A 21,053-nucleotide genomic window follows, 5' to 3' on the forward strand; every position below is an offset into this window, starting at 1 on the left:
GGATTGTACATTTTTAATACAAGGATAGACTCATGGATATTGATGCAATGGTCACCATAGGTGGTTTCATTCTGGTCGCAATTGTTTTTATTGTGGCCGGGGTCAAAACGGTACCACAAGCCAATAACTGGACCGTAGAAAGATTTGGTCGCTATACCCATACGCTTAGACCTGGGCTGAACTTGATTATCCCTTTCATTGATTCTATTGGCAGTAAAATCAATATGATGGAAAGAGTTCTTGATATTCCGCCACAAGAAGTCATTTCCAAAGATAATGCCAACGTAGTCATTGATGCAGTCTGCTTTGTCCAAGTTATCGACGCGGCAAAAGCTGCGTATGAAGTGAACGATCTTGAGCATGCTATTCGCAACCTGACATTGACCAATATGCGTACAGTGCTTGGCTCGATGGAGTTGGATGAAATGTTGAGCCAACGTGACTCTATCAATACCAAACTGCTTGCGATTGTCGATGAAGCAACTAATGCGTGGGGCGTTAAAGTGACTCGTATTGAGATCCGCGACGTACAACCACCAGCAGACCTAACCGCAGCGATGAATGCTCAGATGAAAGCAGAACGTAATAAACGTGCCGACATTCTAGAAGCAGAAGGTGTGCGACAAGCAGAGATCCTTAAAGCCGAGGGTCATAAGCAATCTGAAATCCTCAAAGCCGAAGGTGAGAAACAGGCTGCTATACTTCAAGCAGAAGCACGTGAACGTGCCGCAGAAGCGGAAGCTAAAGCAACTGAGATGGTCTCAACCGCCATTGCTCAGGGCGACATGCAAGCGGTGAATTACTTTATTGCTCAAGGTTATACCGAAGCTTTGAAATCAATCGGTCAGGCGGAGAATGGTAAAATTATCATGTTGCCGATAGAGGCAACTGGACTCATGGGTTCTGTAGCTGGTATTGCAGAAATGTTTAATCAGTCAAAGCCTCAACAAAAGAAGGATAACGCGTGATAGAACTGCTTAGCCAAGTCAATTACTGGCACTGGTTGGCTCTAGGGTTATTACTGCTGTGTGGCGAGTTACTCGGTACCGCTGGCTACATGTTGTGGATTGGCATCGCAGCCATGTTGGTGGGTATTGTGCTCGCCTTCATTCCTATCAGTTGGCAACTGCAATGGATAAGCTTTGGGGTGTTTGCGTTGGCATTGACCTGGCTATGGTGGCGTAAACAACACCGAGTTGATAAGCAATCAGATAAGCAGCGAAGCCTAAATCAGAAAGACAAACAGCTCATAGGTCAAACTTCAGTACTGGAACAAGACATCACCAGAGGTAAATGTCGAATCAAACTGGGCGATACTTCTTGGTCAGCATACTCTGACTCCGACTTACCTAGTGGTACCTTAGTCAAAGTGATAGATGTCGATGGGATAACCTTACTGATTGAGAAAGCAGAATAAAACAAAAATAGACACCTCAGTCGGTGTCTATTTTATTTCATTGGTATTTCTATGCAGAATTAGCGTTCTTCTCCACGCTTATGCTTAGGTACATAATTGAGGATAGAAATCGGCACCGGTTTTCTTGGTACAAAGCCTTCAATTTCAACTCGCTCAAGCAAATGGCCTAATCGGCTTTCTATCATACACAGGTTTTTGAAGTTATCTTTTGATACCAACGATAACGCCTCACCCGCAGCATCGGCACGACCAGTACGTCCAATTCGGTGAACATATTCATCTGCTGGATAAGGTAAGTCGTAGTTAATCACCACTGGCAAGTTTTCAATATCGATACCGCGTGCAGCTACACCAGTTGCCACCAAGTATTGAATCTCACCCGCTTTGAATGACTCGATAAGTTGCTGACGAACTTTTTGGTTACGACCACTATGGAACGCTTCAGCAGCAATGCCACGTTTTTCTAATTGGCTGACAAGCTTAGCTGCACCATGCTTGGTTTCAATAAAAATAAGCGCTTGTTTCCATTGATTCTGCTGCAATAGATGACTTAAAAGTGAGGACTTCATGTCTTTATCGACAGTGACTATCCACTGCTTAATATTGCTCTTAGAAGCACTGTGCTTAGTGATAGCAATTTCTTCTGGGTTGTCTATCGCAGATTTAGCAAGATCGCGAACAGGATTAGACAATGTCGCTGAGAACAACAAACTTTGAGCGTCTTCAGGTACACGAGCAATAATCTTGTTGATCGCTTCGATAAAGCCCATATCCAACATTTTGTCAGCTTCATCCAACACCAAAATCTCGACTTCATCAAAGTGAATCGCACGCTGACCGTATAGGTCTATCAAACGACCTGGAGTTGCTACAACAATATCCACACCATCAATTAAAGCTTGCTTCTGCGGTGCGTAATCAACACCACCAAACATTGCCATAGATTTTATTGACGTAAACTGTGCATAAGCTTCAATGCTCTGGTTCACCTGCAGAGCCAGCTCACGAGTTGGCGTTAAGATGATCGCACGTGCACGCTTTTTACGTTCAGTTTGACCTGTACTAAGTTTCTCTAAAATAGGCAAAACAAAACTGGCTGTTTTACCCGTTCCGGTTTGCGCCGCAGCGATAAGATTACTGCCTTTCAAAACAATAGGAATCGCCTTAGTCTGAATCGTTGTTGGTTTTTGATAACCAACCTCGTTAATAGCATCAAGTAATGGTTGGCTTAACCCTAGTTTAGAAAAGGACATGGTGAACTCTCTTGAAGGTGAAATTGCAGATAGTGTAGCAGACATACGTCCATAAAACGCAAAACCCCTGACAACTCAAAGAGCTATCAGGGGTCTTAAATAATGGCACGCCCTGTAGGATTCGAACCTACGACCACATCCTTAGAAGTGATATTGTTTCATAGAATTTCACACAGACACAAAGTTCATTATAAACAATGAGTTAAACAAAAAAATCACAAGAGAAGCTTTAAATCGATTACAAATAATTGCATTTAGCTACTTGATTACTTGACCCATAACTAAACCAAAAATATATTGGGTTCAGTTATTACGCATCTCTAGGGATCACCATGCTAACAGTTAATCAAATAAAGGGACTCAAGCCTAAAAACTCATCACACTACGTTTGGGAGAATTCTAGAGAAAGAGGAAAAGGTCGCTTCGGTGTCAAAGTTCAGCCATCAGGGTCAATATCTTATACATTTCGTTATTACGTAGGCTCTAAAGCTAAATTCATCAACATTGGTAAATTTCCTGGAATGACCCTCGCAAATGCAAGGAAAATATCCATCCAATACGCTGAACTGCTATCGAACGGCATAGATCCTAAAGAATTCTTGGAGCAAGAAGCAAAAGCCAAAGAACAAGCTGAAGCAGATGCTCTAAAGGGTGGCTCATTTAAGCAACTTATCGAAATGCACACTGAATACAAGAAAGACAAAGGAAATCGTAGCTATGCAGATGAAAAACAGAAAATCGTCGATAACGTTTACCCTTATGTAGACATAAATAAAAAAGCAAAGGACTTTGAACCTGAGGATTTCATAAAAGCTTTATCAATACCAATAGAGCAAGGCTTCGAACCGAAAAGCAATAAGATTCGGTCTATACTCCATGCAGCATTCAATTTTGCATTAAACAATGACCACAACCCTAAGTATCTCAATCATGATGTGCGTTTCGGCATCAAACACAATCCTATATCCGCGATTCCTAAACAAACTGAAGCAGAGAAGTCTGGTACACATTACATGAGTTGGCAAGAAGTCGCACAACTCATGATAGATATGGAGAATCGCTTTCATGACCTAGATTTCGCCTATCAAACTCGCCAAGTACTCAGACTTTGTTTTTATCTAGGCGGGCAGCGCCCCCACGAAGTCGTTACTATCAAGTGGTCAGAAGTCAGCTTCGAACAAAGGTACTTGCTCGTTCGAGAAGTGTATCAGAAAGTTAAAAAACCTCATGTCGTCCCCTTAGTCGATTCAGCAATAAAGATACTGCAAGACTTACAAGTCCATAATCACGATAAGAGTCCGTTCGTGTTCTACAAAAAAACCAATCATCTAGAACACATGCCGACCAACACCATCGCACAAGCATTACTTACTTATAAAAAGCGAACCGATATCCGTCAATTCGTCGCAAGGGATTTTCGCCGTACTGTCAAAACTTTAGGAGGTGAAGCTGGGATATCTAAAGAATTTCGTGACCGAATACACGGCCACGCAATCTCGGACGTTTCAGGTAAGCATTACGACATGTATGAATACATCAGCGAGAAACGTCAGGGGTTAGAAATGTGGGAAGAGGCATTGAATCAGAAGATTGAATGTTTGAAAAAGCTAGAGTATTGAACTATTTACCTTATGAGCACTGCCCATATATATGCCTGTAGAGCTTATGATCGATCCCTGTGCTCTCGAGTTTCATACGGAACAAGGAAAATCAGATTCATGCAATAATCTAAGGTGCTGGAACGATCGGACTCCTCTGCAAACTAAGGTATAGGTGTGATCTGCGCACCCTGAGCAAGAGATACTGAGGCAAACATCTAACCGCTCACAATATCCAATTCAAAGGTCAGGCTTTGCAGGCATGTGCTCACGGCACTAGACACTGGCTCACTATATGCCTGTAGAGTTTATGATCGATCCCTATTCTCCCGACTTGCATGCAGAGCTCGGAACATCAGATTCCATCCAACAACCTAAGGTGTAGGGGTGATCAGCGCAGCCAAGTGCAAGAGATACTGAAGCAAATATCTAACCGCTCACAATATCCAATTCAATGGTCAGGCTTTGCAGGCATATGCTTAGGGCACTAGACACTGGCTCACTATATGCCTGTAGAGCTTATGATCGATCCCTACTCTCCCGACTTGCATGCGGAACTCGGAACATCAAATTCCATCCAACTACCTAAGGTGTAAGGGTGCTCAGCGCAGCCAAGTGCAAGAGATACTGAAACAAACATCTAACCGCCGCTCACAATATCCAATTCAATGATCAGGCTTTGCAGGCATGTACTCATGGCACTAGACACTGGCTCACTATATGCCTGTAGAGTTTATGATCGATCCCTGTGCTCCCGAGTTTCATACGGAACAAGGAAAATCAGATTCATGCAATAATCTAAGGTGCTGGAACGATCGGACTCCTCTGCAAACTAAGGTATAGGTGTGATCTGCGCACCCTGATAAAGAGATACTGAGGCAAACATCTAACCGCTCATATTATTAATATCAGTAGTCAGACCAAACAGTCATCTAGCTACTCGAACTTTCATGCGTGTGGAAAGTCACAGGTAGACGTTACAAGCTAAAGTTTAAGGCCGTCATATGTCCGCAGCTAATCCAAACCTTGCAGGTTTGAATTCTAACGATTGATAACTCAGCACTTCGATAGAGATATGTTAGATTGACAATATTGTAATCTATAAACCAAAACTATGACTAAAGAAAAACAACGCAAGGAACATAAACCCTATACTGAAGATGAAGCAAAAACCTTCGCTGAAGCGGTGAATTCATCCACAAGAAAGATCTACCCATCAAAGAAAAAAAGTTCGAACAACGTTGGTTGATTTTTGCACACCATTAGTGCGATGAGGAAAAGGTTTCGCAGTCACTGTGTGCGAAGCTTTGGCACGGAAAGTGCCGTCAATGGCAGTGTTTTCAAGTGCAGGATTTTGGGAAAAGTTTGCTCAGATGTCTTGAAAAAAATTCATTCCTTACATTAGTGATATAAATTTATAATTGTTATGAAAGTTATAATAGTCATACCACATCTTTCGTCTTTAAAAAAGACATTTAAAAGACTTAAACTCTAGAAATTTTAGTTTTTTTTGGCTTTTATAACTAAAAAAATCCGACTTGTCAAACCGTCACAGCCAAGAAAAACTACTCATATAATTTCGCACTCACTGAGTGCGGAGACAAATTAGAAAAACCTCACTCGCACACTTGTTGTGCAAAAATCAACCTGATTCAATCAGCTGATTTATAGTGGCCGTCCCTATCTATATTATAACTTAAATTATTGATATTTATGAACTAATTGATCTTTCATCTAAGTAATACTATAAAGGTTGTAATCACAGACCAAAATTGTGTTGATCAGAAAATGAAGAGAGCAATGAATGTTGATGAGCGGAATAACCAGAGAGAGGCTGAGTTATTGCAATCCTTAGATTGGCTTCCGTCAAACCTGATAGCAGAAGGGTTGCAGCGCAAAGCGCTTAGGCTAACGAGCGAAGGCGATAATCTGTTTTTAAAGGATCAGTTTGATACACAAGGTAAGATTTATGATGCATTGCTAAGTATTTTACCTGCACTTAAACAGTATGGTGATCTCTTTGCTATTGACTGGCTGTATAGAGAAAAACAAGTACTGATCACGCGAGCAAGAGCAACATGCGAAGAGTTTCAGCAGGCACTAGAAAAGGGCATTGTAAATGTGGAACTCGACATCGCAGAAATAGAATTCACTCAGAGTGATTATGTTACTGCAAAACCGATGGATCTCTTGCTCAATAACAAACCAGACTTGTTTGAAGTTTTCTTTGAAGATTGGCACCTCAATGACACTAGAAAAATCCCGACCATCGAGATCGACCGGTTTAAGGTCTGGCTGGATTCTCAATCAGATCGGTAATACACAGCTGGTATCAAAAAACATCCATTATGTGACACCAGTAAAGATACATTAAAAATGGTATCATAAATGCACCTATTGTTTTTATGACACCGATGTTATGATGATACCAGACTTTATGATACTGGTATCATATAACTGAAAGAACTTTTGCTTACTGTCGTGTATCAACGACGGAACAAACAACCGAGAATCAAATCTTAGCTATTCGAAATGCTGGCTATAACGTGCTTGACTCTCGTGTAATCAGCGAGACCATATCTGGTAGTGCAAAAGCTATGGACAGAGAGCAATTCTCCAATTTAATCGAACATAAAATCGAAGCTGGTGACACATTAGTAGTACTTAAGCTCGATCGACTAGGGCGAGATAACATCGATGTTCAACGAACGATTAGCCAACTCAGCGAGAAAAGTATCCGTGTCATTTGTCTAGATTTGCCAATCGTCGACCTCAGTTCTTCAGAAGGGAAACTAATATTACAAGTGTTCTCCGCATTTGCAGAGTTCGAGAGAAACAGAATAAAAGAACGCACACAAGAGGGCTTAGAACGAGCTAAACTTGCAGGTACAAAGCTTGGACGCCCTAAAGCGATTGAGACGACCAAACGTGTTCAAGAGTGTAAAAAGGCAGGAATGTCCCAAAGTAAAACAGCAGCACACTTATATATGGGAATAGCCACAGTTAAACGTCATTGGAATATCAAGAGCTAGCTATCGGTAAGTTTTCAGCCGCACCATGCGGCTGAGGCAAAGATGAAATTGGCAGAACTCAAAGAAACTCAGGCAAATCTCCTTCATCAAGGTAGGTCAATAAATTCGGATTAGTTAGTATCCCTCTGTAGAAGATCGACTCCCAGCGGTTAACTGACTGTCTTTCGTATTGCCTTAAAAATCTTCTTAGTATGCGCCCAGATGTATCTGGTTCATCTTCTGCCCTTTCATCTGAAAAGGACGTCAGGAGATTAGTATAATTAACTCGACAAAACTCCTCAAAACGCTCAATGAAATCTACACCTGCGATATGACGTTCAACTAGAGAGCGAAGTGGCTCTTGAACATTTTCAGGTACTCTAACCGTGAAAGCAGATGGAGAACAGTAAGGCTCTGATATTTCTAGCTCCAATAAAACATCTTCGATAGGATCGAAATAAGGATGTATAAACATCTTATTGCCATCAGCATCTGTAATATCTGAGCCTTTTCTCCCCTGGCATTCACTACACATAGGGGTAAGATTTGCTACAACTATTGAGAGTTCTGGATAAATAGTTTTAGGTAAATAGTGGTCAAGAGTGCCTGGTTTACCAGGTTCCCCGCAACTTGGACAAAAAAGCAGTTCATGCCCTCGTCGTAGAAATTTCAGTATTTCATAAGGTTGCTTATCTGACTTCGGCGAGTACAAACCCACCAAAGCTTTCTTTCGCTTATCAATAAGCCTTTGAGTTGGATCTGACGACTCCCCTCTTCCCGCAACACGACGACTTTCCTCTTGTACCCTTTGGGGGCTAATATAAGGAGCAAGATTAAGCGGAGCTATTTGATTTGGCTCCCCTCCACATTCGACATAACTCAAAACGTGTGCTTCCCAATCGGTTTGCAACTCATTGTAGAAATCTCTATTGTGAACTCGTTCCTCAATCACACCACGAACTACAAGAGCTGAATCGTACTCAGGAAGCTCTAGCTTAGCTATCACTATATTTTCTCCCCAAGCTTAGTATTTTCATCATTAGCTCTTCATTGATTTCGCTACCCAACTGATTGATAAGAGAGTCGGCATCTATAGGTTCCTGCATTTTTGCTTCAACCCATTCATCAAAAGGCTTAGATACCGATTTATCACCAAATACATATGACGATATTCGCTGAACATTTCCCCCAAAGGTTTCGAAAGGTGGAGGGACTATATCAAGCGCTGTTTCATCCTCTCTGAAAATATGGACACAATTAGATGGCACTTCCCTTACAACAGATAAGGAATGAGTAGCCAATATTGCCTTTGAGCTAAATGGCGCTAAAACTGCCTTCAGTAAGGAAATAAACTCTATTTCTAGAGTCGGATGCAGAAAGAGTTCTGGCTCATCAATGACTATTAAACTGTTATACCTAATTGCACCTAACACATTAATCACAATAAAAGTAAATAGTCTCTGCCCTGAGCTCAGGGAAAGAGGTTGTTGTTCTTTAAGAAAAATAACTCGTTCGGTCAGCTTGCAAGCATTCTTCAAGTCCGCCTGGTGAACAAGAGTAGTCCCCCCCTATTCAACGGAATGTATGTTTTACCGTTTATCTCAACTAGATGTGGTTGTAGAAGCGATATCTGTGGAGTTAAATCGATTTCCAATGCTAACTGGTCATAACCTAAAGCTGGCTTTAACACTCTCTCTGCTGCATCAATCTTATCTTACCCACACGACCTTGGATAAAATCATTCTTAAAATCATCATATAAAGCATCAATAATCGATTCACTAGAGTTGTATGCAGGCAGGTTTCGACTAATACCGATGGTTCCATCCTCACGAGCCTGCCTAAAACCAAAATATCGATACGCAGTTTTATCCATTAACTTACTGCTTTCTAAATCAAGATTGGACTCTTCAAAAGGACTATAAGAAACCAAAATTAACCTACTGATATTAGGCCTTGCACTAAAAGGTTGGTGTCCAGATTGTGCAAGCGCTTGGTAGTCTCCCATCCCCGTCTGTAACCAATACTCTACCAAAGACTTTAGACAATGCGATTTACCTATACCGTTAGGGCCAATCAAAACATTAATGTCATACGGTTCAAGCGAGCTGTTCCGCTCATCCCGCCAAGAGAAGGGGCAGCCTTCTGGGAACAAGGGCATCCTCGTAACTTAGCGGTAGGTTGCCAGAAGCTCTACGGCTCCAACAAGAAGTGGAAAAAGCGGTATGGCTATCACAAGCGCTCTCGATCAGAGACCGCAATGTACCGAGTAAAACAGTTGCTAGGTGGGAAATTAAGCCTGAGGAACTACAACGCTCAAGCTGGCGAGACTTACGCTATGATCAAAGCCCTGAATAAGCTTACAGGGCTTGGTATGACTGAAACACAGTATATCGATTAAGAATTAAGCACGATGGGGGTAGGTATGCCTTCTCTCTGAATTAAGCAACAAAGCCCTATCAGGTTAGCCTTTTTGCTTTTGCTCTTTTAATCTCTTTAACTGGTTAATAGCACTGAACTTAGTGCGCGTCTGCACATACTTAGCCAAGGCTCTCTCCTGGATATGTGCCATCCTGATCGCACCGAGTACATTTACCTCCAATGGCGCATCAATTGAAAAAACCATTGTTGGAATATCTAATACAAGGTTGTGATAGCCTTTGTTAGCTAAGATATCACACTCATAACTCTTACTCGTCAGGTTACAAGATATACAGATATTTACATATTTAAGTTTTCCTATGATGAATAAGTTAGAGTTGTCACTTCCTCGTTGAACTTCAGTGAACCCAAACTCCTCTAGAGAATCACCAATAATATCTTTGTGCCGTTCAACAGAGACATTCATAATATTTCCCTTTGTTTAAGGCAAAATTGATACCTTATTTGGTACCACGCTATATCCTGACGAGCAGTAGCTTGCCCTATGGCTTTTTTCCAGTAGATAGATGCTTCGCTAAACTGTCGCTGCCTCTCCAACCTTGAAGCAGTCTCAGCATATTTCTCGATATCAGTCAAAGTTAAACCCTCAGCTATATATAGATTGGAGTACCTTTGTCAAAGCAGTAGCCTTGATACCCCCAAAAGAATCGATTTAAGCCAACTAACATTTTGAATATCGACGTAGACTCAACATGTTCCATGATTATTTTTTCAGGCCTTACCTGTGCGAAGGTCTCTAACATATCCACTTCTCTTGCTGAGCTAGGAGATTGAATTTTTATGAACTCGTATAAATTCATGTCCAGTTCATTAGCACGAAAGTCCGAATGGTAAATATCGTAGTCATCCACTGCCGTCACTACGCCATTCTGTTTTAGTAGAGTAAGCCCTTCTATGATTCGTAAACAGCTACCACATACATTTCGTTCAGTCATTTCCACTACAAGCCCAATTTGTTTTTCTAATAGATAGCTATTTAACTCAATGAGTCTCGCTAACAAGGTAATATCACAGAGATTACTTCGCTCAATGTTGAGAAAGATATACTTCCCAGACCAATCACATTCAAACCTACCATTCTCAACGGCGACTTTTATTCGTTCGAGTAAATAATTGGCTGATGATGAGAATGTTAAGCCACTATGAACATTGGGACCAAGCAAGGTTCCTTGACTTCTTATTTGATCAATTAGAACCTCATACCCTATACATTGCCCACTTGCACTATATATACCTTGCTTTTTGTATTGGTAATTTGCGCTACTTTGCGTGCTCCCCTTAATAAACCTGTCAATTTGCACACACATAAATGGTGTTCTCCTCTTATACAAGTGCGAAACCTACACCTCATATACCTATTATCCTTACATTTTTATCTGCCAGATTCCTTCTAATGCATTACGAAAAATGGAGTACGATTTTTTCTTTTATTTACTATCCCACCGCCCCACAAAGCGTTGAAATTAATGAAGAAATTTCATTTTATTTATCACATTCTGCTTTATAATCGGAGTCTACAGACAATCTATTTTTTCTTTTAAAAACAACATGAAACAATGTCTAACTTTCTTTGTCGAAATATTTTATCCCTAGAGCAAAGCAAGCCTCCTCTCTTGTCATATTTAGGTGAAACATATAGATCTCAATTGCCATTTCCCAATGTGACCTTTCCGTATCTGTCATAAAATTCTCTTCGTACAATTAATCAATGGGAGCATTATTTACACTTAATCCAAAAAATAAACACAAGAAAGCAATGGGTAATTTTCGTGTAAACGAGAGAGAGAGAGACGGTACAATTCAATACATTTCAACTTTAGGATCATATAGCTTCATTTTCCATGAAAATAAGTCGTTTTTTCACTAAAAAACACAAAAAATAGAGTCATAACTCAAAATAAATATATTTTAAACTATCGCTTTTTACATTAAAAACATGACAAAACATTACAAAGCAACTAGTTTTTGGGCATGACTAATGGCTATAGATACATGTTAGTATTTCAAAACCATCCACTATTTAACTAGAGGTAGCCAAAAATGAAATGTCGGTTCTGCAACCAATCTGAACCAGTAAGAAAGCATGGAAAAAGCAGAGCTGGTTTTTCCCGATTTAGATGTACTGTTTGCAAAAGAACTTTTCAGTCCAGTTATTCATATGAAGCCTGTAAGCCAGGAGTAAAAGAACAGATTATTAGCATGGCAATAGGAAAGTCAGGAGTTAGGGAGATTGGGAGGATACTACACATAACAAACAATACTGTACTAAAGACCATTAAAGATTCAAAAATATAAAACACTTCTTTGTCCCAATTTAAAAAGGTTATTTATGATAAGAAAAATACAATTCATTAGCTTCTTGGTTATGTTGTTTTCTATGAATGCACTTTCTGCAAATGATTATACTCTAGACACTGACTTATCTTCGGTTAGTTTTGCAACAATTAAAAAGCAGTTCATTGTTGAACCTGCCAATATTAGCAAATTATCAGGTAATCTTGATAAAAATGGCCATTTTGACATTACTATTGATGTCAGAAGTATTGATACAGGAGTGAAGGTCAGAGACTCTCGTTTGAATGAATTTTTGTTTAAGTCTTCAATACACCCGAAGGTAAAAGTTAGAGGGAAGGTTGATCTAGCAAATTTGAAGGATGGTTCATATCGAATGGTTGTGCCTGTAGACGTAGAGTTTTGGGGCCATACTAGATCTTTAGAATTTCCTGTAGTCATATTGAAATCAAATGATTATTTAATGGTTAGTTCCAGCACTCCTCTTATTCTAGGTATTTCTGATATTGGAATACCTAATAGGAATTTATCCGACCTTGCTAGCAAGGTCGGTGAGATTCCAATCTCATCCAAAGTTCCTGTAACAATTAACTTAATGTTTAAAAAGTGAACTAGGTCTATCTATTTTTATTCGATTTGATTTAAGTGCATTTTATATGCACTTAAATCAAGCCAAGTAGCTTGTGCGATTTTACTCACTGAGCAGGCACTTCACCACTAATTTTGCCACAATTTAAGTTATTGATAATTATTTTAAATGTAAAAACTATAGAGATATAGCTGTCTAAAATGTTGTCAGTTGGTCGTACTAATGCTTAAGGTGGCTTCGTCGTATTCTTCAATATTATAGTAAGTACTAGCTATAATACTCTGACTTTTAGAAGTCTATTGAATTTCTATAGAGTCTATCCTGGACTTTGTTGCCTAATTCAGCGAAAGAGCGAACGCTAGCTAAATCGTTCGTATTTTAAACAACATACTGAGTTTCGAGCATACCGATACCAGTTGGCTTATTGAGTGCTTTGATCATGGAGTAAGTCTCACCAGCTTGTGTGTTATAATTTCGAAGCGTGAGTGAAGGACCTAGTAGTTGTTTTACGCGATACATATCGGTCTCCAACAATGGCCACTTATGGTAACCATACTTCTGTTTCCACTCTTTATTCGTACCATAAAGCTTTTGTCAGCCAACTGCCAGTTTACGTGGATACCCGTTTCCCAGAATGCAGCCCCTAACGCCGAAGGATTAAAAGTGTCGCTTTCTTAATCATAATCGCTCTGTGATACTCTCTTGTATCGTATGCACCATCTCCCGAGATTTCCTTGATGGTTCGGCGTGTTTGCTTGAGTAAGTTGGGGAGCATTTCCACATCAGTCACACCTGATAGTGTCAGCGCTGCGGCGATAATTTCAAGTTTATCTGTATCAACCGCGAGATGAAGTTTACACGAGACTCGACTCTTACCATCAGTTTCATGCTTTTTCACTTTCCATTCTCCCTCACCGTATACCTTGAGCCAGTTGCAACAATGGCTAGGTGTTGGATGGTGCCTCATGTTGAAGCTTTGAAATTAACTTTTACATCCTTGGCTAAGCTGCTTGTGCAAGTATATTGGGGACAAACCAATAGGACATTCGCTAATTTAAATACTGAGTCTATCAAGTCTTGTAGCTCCCATAAGGGTAAGGAAAAGAAGGGCTTCACCATGAGAGCGGTCGTTATAGTAAGTCACTAAATAATCGCGGTCTACCACGTCTATGCTGTTTAGATTGTTTCCATTCTGTTATTGCTTCTTCGTCAATCCAAAACGTGAGTGAACCTCTATTGACAAGGAAGTTGTTGTAGTTGCGCCAGTTGATGGTTTTATAGCGAGGCTTCGGCATTAAATAAAGGTCAGCGAATGAATACGCCTGATCTGATCGTAAGGTTTTAATTTAGTTCATTCGATTTCGGCAACAAAGCCAAGATCCACTTTAGTTCACCAGTTTTCCGCAACAGAGGTATAGACGAAATAACGCCTTAAAATCATTAGATTTGTAATGAAATGTATTATTAAGATTTAATCTAACGTTTGAAAATTTAGAGTAAAAAAACTAAAACAATAAATTTACTGCCAAAATAGCTCTTATAAATCATAATAACCAGTGATAAAATCATGAAATAGCATGTGTAATAATTCGTATTAATCTGTCATGCCAAGCCACGAGAATTAATAACAGTAATTTTTGTGTGTTTTAATGTTTATCTTTCTGAGTTATATTTTATTCAGGCTAGTAAAACAGAAGTACACAGATAAAAAAGGATAAAAATGAATATTTCAAAGAACCAAGAAGAACTTATTAATGACATTTTAGCTGACAATATCGTTAGCTTCGGCGAGTTTAAATCAATAAGAGATGAAGCTGACGATAGGTTTAAAAAACTAATCTCTGAGTTTGGTTCAAACAATGACATGACCGCATTTCAAAAATCTGTCGATGTTACTGTTCAGTTAATGCAAAATACAGTACTGGATATAAAGAAGGAAAAACTATCTGATGTTGGAGAAGCTATTGTAAAAGACGCAATTAAAGCTCAACTTAACTATCTTCAGTTAGCAACTAAGTTATTTTTAGATAAATTATAAGTACGATAGCGCTTCGTAAAAGCGAAGCGCTACCTTAAATATTAGAAACACACGGCACCTTCATTGGGCTCTGTTGCTTAAATCGAGTTCAAGGCACAATGCTTCTAAAATGACTACGTCTCAAACAATATACTGACTTTCTGGCATACCTAGCCTAGTGAGTTTGTTCAACGCTTTGATCATCGCGTAAGTTTCCCCAACTTGAGCATTGTAGTTTCGCAGGCTTAATGAGGCGCCAAAGAGTTGCTTCACTCGGTGCATAGCCGTCTCTGATAGTGAGCGTTTGTGGTAGCCGTATTTCTGCTTCCATTTTTTGTTTGAACCGTAGAGTTTCTGGCAGCCTACAGCTAGGTTCCTAGGGTGTCCTCTCTCCCAAAATGCCGCGCCATCACGTGAGGGTATCAAAGGAGTGGCCTTCTTACGACCGATAGCTTCAAAACAGGCTCTCGTATCATAGGCACCATCACCTGATATTGCTTTGATGGTGCGGCGTATTTGCTGTAGAAGATTTGGCAGCACTTCACCATCTGTCACACCAGATAAACTCAACTCTGCAGCGACGATTTCATGAGTGGAGGTATCGACGGCTAGGTGAAGTTTGCGCCACACTCTTCGCTTGCCATCAGTTCCATGCTTTTTCACTTTCCATTCTCCCTCACCGTAAACCTTGAGCCCTGTTGCATCAATAGCTAGGTGTTGGATGGCGCCTCGTGTTGAAGCTTTGAAATTAACTTCTACATCCTTGGCTCGGCGGCTTATACAGGTATAGTGAGGACAAACCAATGGGACATCCGCTAATTTAAATACTGAGTCTATGAAGCCTTGTAGCGCCCTTAAGGGTAAGGAAAAGATGCGCTTCACCATGAGAGCGGTCGCGATAGCTAAGTCACTAAACAATCGCGGTCTACCACGCCTGTGCTGTTTAGATTGTTTCCACCCCGATATTGCTTCTTCGTCAATCCAAAACGTGAGTGAACCTCGATTGACTAGGGCGTTGTTGTACTTGCGCCAGTTGGTGGTTTTATAGCGAGGCTTCGGCATGGAATCAAAGTCAGTAAGTGAATGTCCCTGATCTGATCGTAAGATTCTGATTTAGTTCATTCGATTTCGGCAACAAAGCCCTTTCTTAACCCTAATCGCTCTGTGACACTTTCTCGTATTATATGCTCCATCTCCCGAGATTTCCTTGATGGTTCGGCGTGTTTGCTTGAGTAAGTTGGGGAGCATTTCCACATCAGTCACACCTGATAGTGTCAGTTCTGCGGCGATAATTTCATGTGTATCTGTATCAACCGCGAGATGGAGTTTACGCCCGACTCGACTCTTACCATCAGTTCCATGCTTTTTCACTTTCCATTCTCCCTCACCGTATACCTTGAACCAGTTGCATCAATGGCTAGGTGTAAGATGGCGCCTCATGTTGAGGCTTCGAAATTGACTTTTACATCCTTGGCTTGGCGGCTTATATCGGTATAGTGAGGACAAACCAATGGGACATTCGCTAATTTAAATACTGGGCCTATCAAGCCTTGTAGCGCCCTTAGGGGTGAGGAAAAGATGCACTTCACCATGAGAGCGGTCGTGATAGCTAAGTCACTAAATAATCGCGGTCTACCACGTCTATGCGGTTCAGATTGTTTCTTCGTCAATCCAAAACGTGAGTGTACTTCGATTCACTAGGAAGTTGTTGTACTTGCGCCAGTTGGTGGTTTTATAGCGAGGCTTCGGCATTAAATAAAAGTCAGTGAATTAATGTCTCTGGTCTGATCGTAAGATTTTGATTTAGTTCATTCGATTTCGGCAACAAAGCCGTTTACCGCTTATCTAGTTATAGTTGTGTGGAATACCCTTAGGTTACCTTTGGCCAAACTATTATGGTGAAGCCATTTATTCATACTTGTCACTGTATGACTAAGAACAAATGCATCTTCGACATAAGAGATGATTTAGTGAGTATTAGAATAGATATTCTCAGCCAAATGCTAGATAAAGAGCGTAATGTGAATGGCTGAAGATTTGTTAATAGAACATAGTCGCTAAGGTGGCGAGTAGTGATTGATTCATAGATGCGAAGAACTTGGAAAGTCATGGTCTGACTCCAACCTTCAGAAGTAGTAAAACCGCTTTAATACGGTAACAAATTCGACTATCACGAGTTGAATCGTGTGCCTGTTCGAGTTACTACTTCTGTAGAGGAGTCAGCATAGTTTTCATAGAGCTTGCTATGATCCTGACTTTATCGAAAATCGCGCATCTTCAATACTCATAGATATGAAGTTTATCTATTTGACCGAAAATAACACGGTATCTACTACTTACTTTCTTTTTCACCAAAAATACCCGAAAACAATGCAGAACTTAAATAGCGCTCACCAGAGCTTGGTAAAACAACCACTATCACCTTATCTTTAAACTCAGGCAAAGAAGCTAATCGATTAGCCGCAACAACTGCCGCACCTGATGAAATTCCAGCCAAAATACCCTCTTCTTCCATAAGTCGTCGCGCCATAGCAATAGCGTCTTCAGAAGAAACAGACTCCACTCTGTCAATTAAACCTAAATCTAAGTTGTCTGGAACAAATCCAGCACCGATACCCTGTATCTTATGTGGTGCAGGTATTACCTCCTCTCCTTTGACTGTTTGAGAAATCACTGGAGATTCTGCTGGCTCAACTGCAACTGAGATAATACTCTTGCCTTTGGTATTCTTGATGAATCGACTGGTACCCGTAATTGTTCCCCCAGTACCAACCCCTGCAACGAAGATATCAACTTTACCATTAGTCGCATCCCATATTTCAGGACCTGTCGTTTTTTCGTGAATTAACGGGTTCGCAGGATTACTAAATTGCTGTAGCATTAGGTACTTATCAGGGTTGCTAACTACCATTTCTTGTGCTTTTGAAATAGCTCCTTTCATTCCTTTAGCAGCTTCAGTTAATACAAGGTTGGCTCCCAAAGCTTTGAGAAGCTTTCTTCTTTCAAGGCTCATCGACTCTGGCATAGTTAACGTTATGCTATAACCACGAGATGCAGCAACAAAAGCCAAGGCAATTCCAGTATTTCCACTTGTTGGCTCAATTAGTTCGATACCTTCTTTTAGCTTACCCTCTTTTTCTGCTTGCAAAACCATCGATGCCCCTATACGACACTTTACACTGAAGCTTGGGTTTCGTGATTCAACTTTAGCTAATACCGTTCCAGAGCATACTTTATTTAGTCTAACTAGTGGAGTATTTCCAATAGTGTCAACGTTTGAGCTGTAGATTTTGGACATAATAAACTTCCTTTTTTCATTCTTACTTTTAAGTGCTGTGCTTATTTTCACTTTATGAAGACATTTATAAGAGAATAATGTATTTCTGCGTTATAATTATCTTTTAATCATCAGCTGCAAAATAGTAAATCAACTCTTAACAAACCTTTGTATGAAAATGTAACAGTTAATAATAATTCGCAAAGCTATAAAAATAGTCCCTTCCCGAGATCTTATAGATATTTAGGGTGTATTTGCATCGTAACTACTCTGCCAATTCCACTAGAAATTGACTTCAAATACTAGTAAGCTCCTTACCACGTGTAATTTTCCATACATAGTTGAACGTAACAAAAAACTTTTTTACTTTAGGCATCCTCTTGAATATACATACTTTAAAAGGCTTAGATATGATGGACGCATCTTCCTTCTAACACTGTTGTACCACACTAAAGATACAGCTAAAGAACGGTACCAATGATGCAAGAGCCATTTGTGACGCTTATTCAAGACCTGATATTCATTTTGCACCTGTTAAATCTATCGAACAACAAGACCTGAGGGCACTACTCAATCACGGATCCTGTGGGAGTTTAACTACGAGGCTTAATTGAACGACGTGGAAAGGCTAAAGCCATAGTGGCTTTAGCAAATAAGCTGAGTGTATAGTATGGCGTGTTCTAACTACCGATTATGAGTATGACGTTAGTCGTGCTTTCAAGGCCATATAATTGAAAGATAAATATATTATAGGCAAGTGAGTTTGCAATAGCGGATGAAAACAACGGTGAACTATCCTTACTATACTCTGGTTAAACAACAGGTCAGTTGAAACCGTGGCTTTGAATAGACAGTAAGAGGCAAATACATCATGGCAAGGTCTGTTATCGATCTATAAAGACGTCGGATATATGTTAACGACCGTATCATTGAATCAGCCATTGCATCCTGAGGGGCGTCCATATATGTTGCTTAATTCAGAGGCAAGATACACATGTCCCCTCGTGCTTGATTCTTATACGATATACTCAGTTTCAAGCGTACCTAAGCCCGTAAGCTTCTTCAGCCTTTAAGCATAGCGTAAGTCTCGTCAACTTGAGCGTTGTAATTTATCAGGCTTAACTTCCCACCTAACAATTGATTCACTCGATACATTACTGTCTCTGATAGTAGGTGCTTGTGATAGCCATTCCGCTTTTTCCACTCCTTGTTGGTTCCGTAAAGCTATTGACAACCTACTGCGACATGGAGCTCACACGAGACTCTCACTTCCCATCAGTACTATGTTTCTTGACATTCCATTCACCTTCACCATAAACCTTGAGACCAATGACATCAATTGCCAGGTGTTGTATTGCTCATCTGGTTTTGGTTGTAAATGAAACTCCAACTTCCTTAGCACAATGGCCTGTTTAGTTGTAGTACGAGCAAACAAGCGGGATGTTAGCCAGCTTAAATACTGAGTTTAGAAAGCCCTAAAGTGCTCTCAATGGCAAAGAGAAAACGCGTTTCACCATTAGTGCGATAGTAATGGCTAAGTCGGTGAATCTGCGAGCTTTACCACGCTTGCCTTGTTTGTTCTGCTCCCACTCGGCTATCGCTTCCTCATCAATCCAAAAGGACAAACAACCACGGTTGATTAAGGCATTATTGTAATGCTTCCAGTTAGTTGTTTCGTAACGAGGTTTTGGCATGACGCTACGATGATTTATGGGTGTATCCGATCAGATCGTAGCTTCTTGATTTAGTCCCATCGATTTAGGCAACAAAGCCTTTTGAGAATCAAACACAAAGAAATAGACACGCCTCCTCTCATCACTTACCAACAAAGGCATATACAGTATAAAATATACCCTTACCACTTAATAGAAAAAATTCCCATAAAATTAATTATACTTAGGAAATTTTCCTATTAAGTGTTTTTTTTTAACCATGAAAAGGAAAACAATTCTCCGACTCGTTATTTATACTGTGGCACACATTTAATGAGTAACAACACTCTGATTCTAAACAACTATTAACAATATGCTCACTATGAATCCAAAATCACTAACCATTTTTCTTTTTATCTCTGTCTGCTTAATTTGGGGGACGACTTGGTTCGCTATGGAAGTAGCTCTTCACTCTATTCCTCCCATATTTGCGACCGCATTACGTTTTTTACTGGCAGCGCCTCTGCTTGCAACACTAGCTAAGACTTTTAAGCAACCTCTGCTATTCCCAAAAGGTAAGCGTTTGTGGATATTAATCGTCGCTATAATGTACTTTGCAATTCCGTTTACTTTAATGATCTTTGGTGAACAATATATCTCCTCTGGTTTGGCATCTATAATATTTGCAAACATGCCTGTTGCAGTGATGTTAACGTCAGGTCTTTTCTTGAGTCTAAGGTTGTCCAAACCTCAGATATTCGGATTGATTGTAGCGGTTATTAGCTTGTGTCTAATTCTCAAGAACGAAATGAAGATGGGGGGAGATGATCACCTGATTGGCTCAATTTGTTTGGGCTTAGCCGTTGCCATTCACGCCATTATTTACGTACTAGTTCAAAAGTACTGTAAGGGGGTAGAAGTATTAACCTACAACGCTATTCCGAGCTTTATCGCCTCTATTTTGTTATTTATAGTTTCGGCCATATCTGAAAATGTAAATGTAGAAGCCATGACTTGGGATTCACTTTCTGCTGTTGCGTATTTGGGCTTTGTAGCAAGTGTAGGTGGTATAGTCGCGTACTTTAAGCTAGGTGAAGTTTCAACACCATTTCAAGCCTCTATCTGTTTTCTAATTTTCCCAGTTGTTGCTTTGATCATTTCTTGCTATATCAATGGCGATGTACTTTCTAACCAGTCACTCATTATGCTACTTCCTCTCCTTTTAGGTATTTTAATGACCAAAGCCCCAAGAGGGTTTTTAACTCAATACGTACACAAGAGGTCGCCAATAGTTAATTGACGTTCCGAAAATTGGGTCATAAGTTAGTTATAAACTTGGCGTAGCAATTGCCACAGTAAAGATAAAAACTATGTTGCAAGTAAAATATCATTCTTGGTAATCGTGGGTTACCCCGATTTTCGGATTAGAAAAGGGCTTTGTTGCCGAAATCGAATGAACTAAATCAGAATCTTACGATCAGATCAGGGACATTCACTTACTGACTT

At 40.1% G+C, this 21,053-nt stretch carries 16 protein-coding genes and 7 pseudogenes; 11 read left to right on the forward strand and 12 right to left on the reverse strand.

Going from position 1 to position 21,053, the window contains the following annotated elements; all coding sequences use genetic code 11:
- The first annotated feature begins 32 nt into the window (after window positions 1-32).
- Window positions 33-968: an SPFH domain-containing protein gene (locus MMA19_RS25480; RefSeq protein WP_006075698.1), complete on the forward strand. Its 936-nt coding sequence runs from the start codon at window positions 33-35 to the stop codon at window positions 966-968.
- A complete protein-coding gene (locus MMA19_RS25485; RefSeq protein WP_171391198.1) occupies window positions 965-1,417 on the forward strand; it encodes an NfeD family protein in 453 nt (150 codons plus the stop codon). The genes MMA19_RS25480 and MMA19_RS25485 overlap by 4 nt, the downstream gene beginning before the upstream one ends.
- A 59-nt stretch (window positions 1,418-1,476) precedes the next feature.
- Here the strand turns inward: MMA19_RS25485 and MMA19_RS25490 are convergent, their stop codons facing one another.
- Window positions 1,477-2,670 carry a DEAD/DEAH box helicase gene (locus MMA19_RS25490; RefSeq protein ID WP_240207619.1) on the reverse strand — a complete coding sequence of 398 codons (1,194 nt, stop codon included), beginning with the start codon at window positions 2,668-2,670 and terminating at the stop codon, window positions 1,477-1,479.
- 332 nt (window positions 2,671-3,002) lie between these two features.
- On the opposite strand from MMA19_RS25490, the gene MMA19_RS25495 reads away from it, so the two are divergent.
- The 3 genes from MMA19_RS25495 (at window position 3,003) to MMA19_RS25505 (ending at window position 7,300) form a co-directional block, all read left to right on the forward strand.
- On the forward strand, window positions 3,003-4,289 hold the full coding sequence (locus MMA19_RS25495; RefSeq protein WP_240207620.1) for a site-specific integrase: 1,287 nt from the start codon (window positions 3,003-3,005) through the stop codon (window positions 4,287-4,289).
- 1,779 nt (window positions 4,290-6,068) lie between these two features.
- Window positions 6,069-6,587: a hypothetical protein gene (locus tag MMA19_RS25500; RefSeq protein ID WP_240207622.1), complete on the forward strand. Its 519-nt coding sequence runs from the start codon at window positions 6,069-6,071 to the stop codon at window positions 6,585-6,587.
- A gap of 134 nt (window positions 6,588-6,721) precedes the next feature.
- Window positions 6,722-7,300 carry a recombinase family protein gene (locus MMA19_RS25505; RefSeq protein WP_240207638.1) on the forward strand — a complete coding sequence of 193 codons (579 nt, stop codon included), beginning with the start codon at window positions 6,722-6,724 and terminating at the stop codon, window positions 7,298-7,300.
- A 58-nt stretch (window positions 7,301-7,358) separates the two neighbouring features.
- Here the strand turns inward: MMA19_RS25505 and MMA19_RS25510 are convergent, their stop codons facing one another.
- The 3 genes from MMA19_RS25510 to MMA19_RS25520 all read right to left on the reverse strand — a co-directional run bounded on the left by MMA19_RS25510 (window position 7,359) and on the right by MMA19_RS25520 (window position 9,286).
- On the reverse strand, window positions 7,359-8,285 hold the full coding sequence (locus MMA19_RS25510; protein WP_240207624.1) for an HNH endonuclease: 927 nt from the start codon (window positions 8,283-8,285) through the stop codon (window positions 7,359-7,361).
- Window positions 8,275-8,817 (reverse strand): AAA family ATPase, encoded by a 543-nt coding sequence (locus MMA19_RS25515; protein ID WP_240207626.1) that lies wholly within the window; start codon window positions 8,815-8,817, stop codon window positions 8,275-8,277. Before MMA19_RS25515 ends, MMA19_RS25510 begins: the two co-directional genes overlap by 11 nt.
- 145 nt (window positions 8,818-8,962) lie before the next feature.
- The gene (locus MMA19_RS25520) at window positions 8,963-9,286 is read right to left on the reverse strand and encodes a hypothetical protein (RefSeq protein WP_240207628.1); all 324 of its coding nucleotides are present in this window, start codon (window positions 9,284-9,286) and stop codon (window positions 8,963-8,965) included.
- A gap of 84 nt (window positions 9,287-9,370) precedes the next feature.
- Here MMA19_RS25520 and MMA19_RS25525 point away from each other — a divergent pair.
- A pseudogene (locus MMA19_RS25525) lies at window positions 9,371-9,679 on the forward strand (IS5/IS1182 family transposase); the annotation flags it as partial.
- A 63-nt stretch (window positions 9,680-9,742) separates the two neighbouring features.
- Here MMA19_RS25525 and MMA19_RS25530 read toward each other — a convergent pair.
- Both MMA19_RS25530 and MMA19_RS25535 read right to left on the reverse strand, forming a co-directional pair.
- Entirely contained in the window at window positions 9,743-10,126 is a 384-nt protein-coding gene (locus MMA19_RS25530; RefSeq protein ID WP_240207629.1) for a hypothetical protein, read from the reverse strand.
- Window positions 10,127-10,310: 184 nt separating this feature from the next.
- Window positions 10,311-10,655, reverse strand: a complete 345-nt coding sequence (locus MMA19_RS25535; protein ID WP_240207631.1) for a hypothetical protein — start codon at window positions 10,653-10,655, stop codon at window positions 10,311-10,313.
- 1,105 nt (window positions 10,656-11,760) lie between these two features.
- Between MMA19_RS25535 and MMA19_RS25540 the strand changes: the two are divergent.
- Window positions 11,761-11,997, forward strand: a pseudogene (locus MMA19_RS25540) (IS1-like element transposase); the annotation flags it as partial.
- A 100-nt stretch (window positions 11,998-12,097) separates the two neighbouring features.
- Window positions 12,098-12,622, forward strand: coding sequence for a YceI family protein (locus tag MMA19_RS25545; RefSeq protein WP_346657545.1), 525 nt, complete (start codon window positions 12,098-12,100; stop codon window positions 12,620-12,622).
- Window positions 12,623-12,979: 357 nt separating this feature from the next.
- On the opposite strand, the pseudogene MMA19_RS25550 reads toward MMA19_RS25545, so the two are convergent.
- Window positions 12,980-13,896, reverse strand: a pseudogene (locus tag MMA19_RS25550) (IS5 family transposase).
- 425 nt (window positions 13,897-14,321) lie between these two features.
- Between MMA19_RS25550 and MMA19_RS25555 the strand changes: the two are divergent.
- On the forward strand, window positions 14,322-14,639 hold the full coding sequence (locus MMA19_RS25555) for a hypothetical protein (RefSeq protein WP_171391441.1): 318 nt from the start codon (window positions 14,322-14,324) through the stop codon (window positions 14,637-14,639).
- Window positions 14,640-14,759: 120 nt separating this feature from the next.
- Here the strand turns inward: MMA19_RS25555 and MMA19_RS25560 are convergent, their stop codons facing one another.
- From MMA19_RS25560 to cysK, 4 genes and pseudogenes are all read right to left on the reverse strand, one after another.
- Window positions 14,760-15,680 (reverse strand): IS5 family transposase, encoded by a 921-nt coding sequence (locus tag MMA19_RS25560; protein WP_240207634.1) that lies wholly within the window; start codon window positions 15,678-15,680, stop codon window positions 14,760-14,762.
- Window positions 15,681-15,761: 81 nt separating this feature from the next.
- Window positions 15,762-16,370 (reverse strand): annotated as a pseudogene (locus tag MMA19_RS25565) (IS5 family transposase); the annotation flags it as partial.
- Between the two features lie 126 nt (window positions 16,371-16,496).
- Window positions 16,497-16,865 (reverse strand): annotated as a pseudogene (locus MMA19_RS25570) (IS630 family transposase); the annotation flags it as partial.
- Window positions 16,866-16,950: 85 nt separating this feature from the next.
- Window positions 16,951-17,916 (reverse strand): cysteine synthase A, encoded by a 966-nt coding sequence (cysK, locus tag MMA19_RS25575; RefSeq protein ID WP_240207636.1) that lies wholly within the window; start codon window positions 17,914-17,916, stop codon window positions 16,951-16,953.
- 443 nt (window positions 17,917-18,359) lie between these two features.
- On the opposite strand from cysK, the pseudogene MMA19_RS25580 reads away from it, so the two are divergent.
- Window positions 18,360-18,461 (forward strand): annotated as a pseudogene (locus tag MMA19_RS25580) (IS110 family transposase); the annotation flags it as partial.
- Window positions 18,462-18,910: 449 nt separating this feature from the next.
- On the opposite strand, the pseudogene MMA19_RS25585 reads toward MMA19_RS25580, so the two are convergent.
- Window positions 18,911-19,589: pseudogene (locus MMA19_RS25585) on the reverse strand (transposase).
- Between the two features lie 340 nt (window positions 19,590-19,929).
- On the opposite strand from MMA19_RS25585, the gene MMA19_RS25590 reads away from it, so the two are divergent.
- Entirely contained in the window at window positions 19,930-20,847 is a 918-nt protein-coding gene (locus MMA19_RS25590) for a DMT family transporter (RefSeq protein ID WP_240207637.1), read from the forward strand.
- The last annotated feature ends 206 nt before the right edge of the window (window positions 20,848-21,053 follow it).

Source organism: Vibrio sp. CyArs1 (assembly GCF_022432925.1).
Taxonomy (GTDB): domain Bacteria; phylum Pseudomonadota; class Gammaproteobacteria; order Enterobacterales; family Vibrionaceae; genus Vibrio; species Vibrio mediterranei.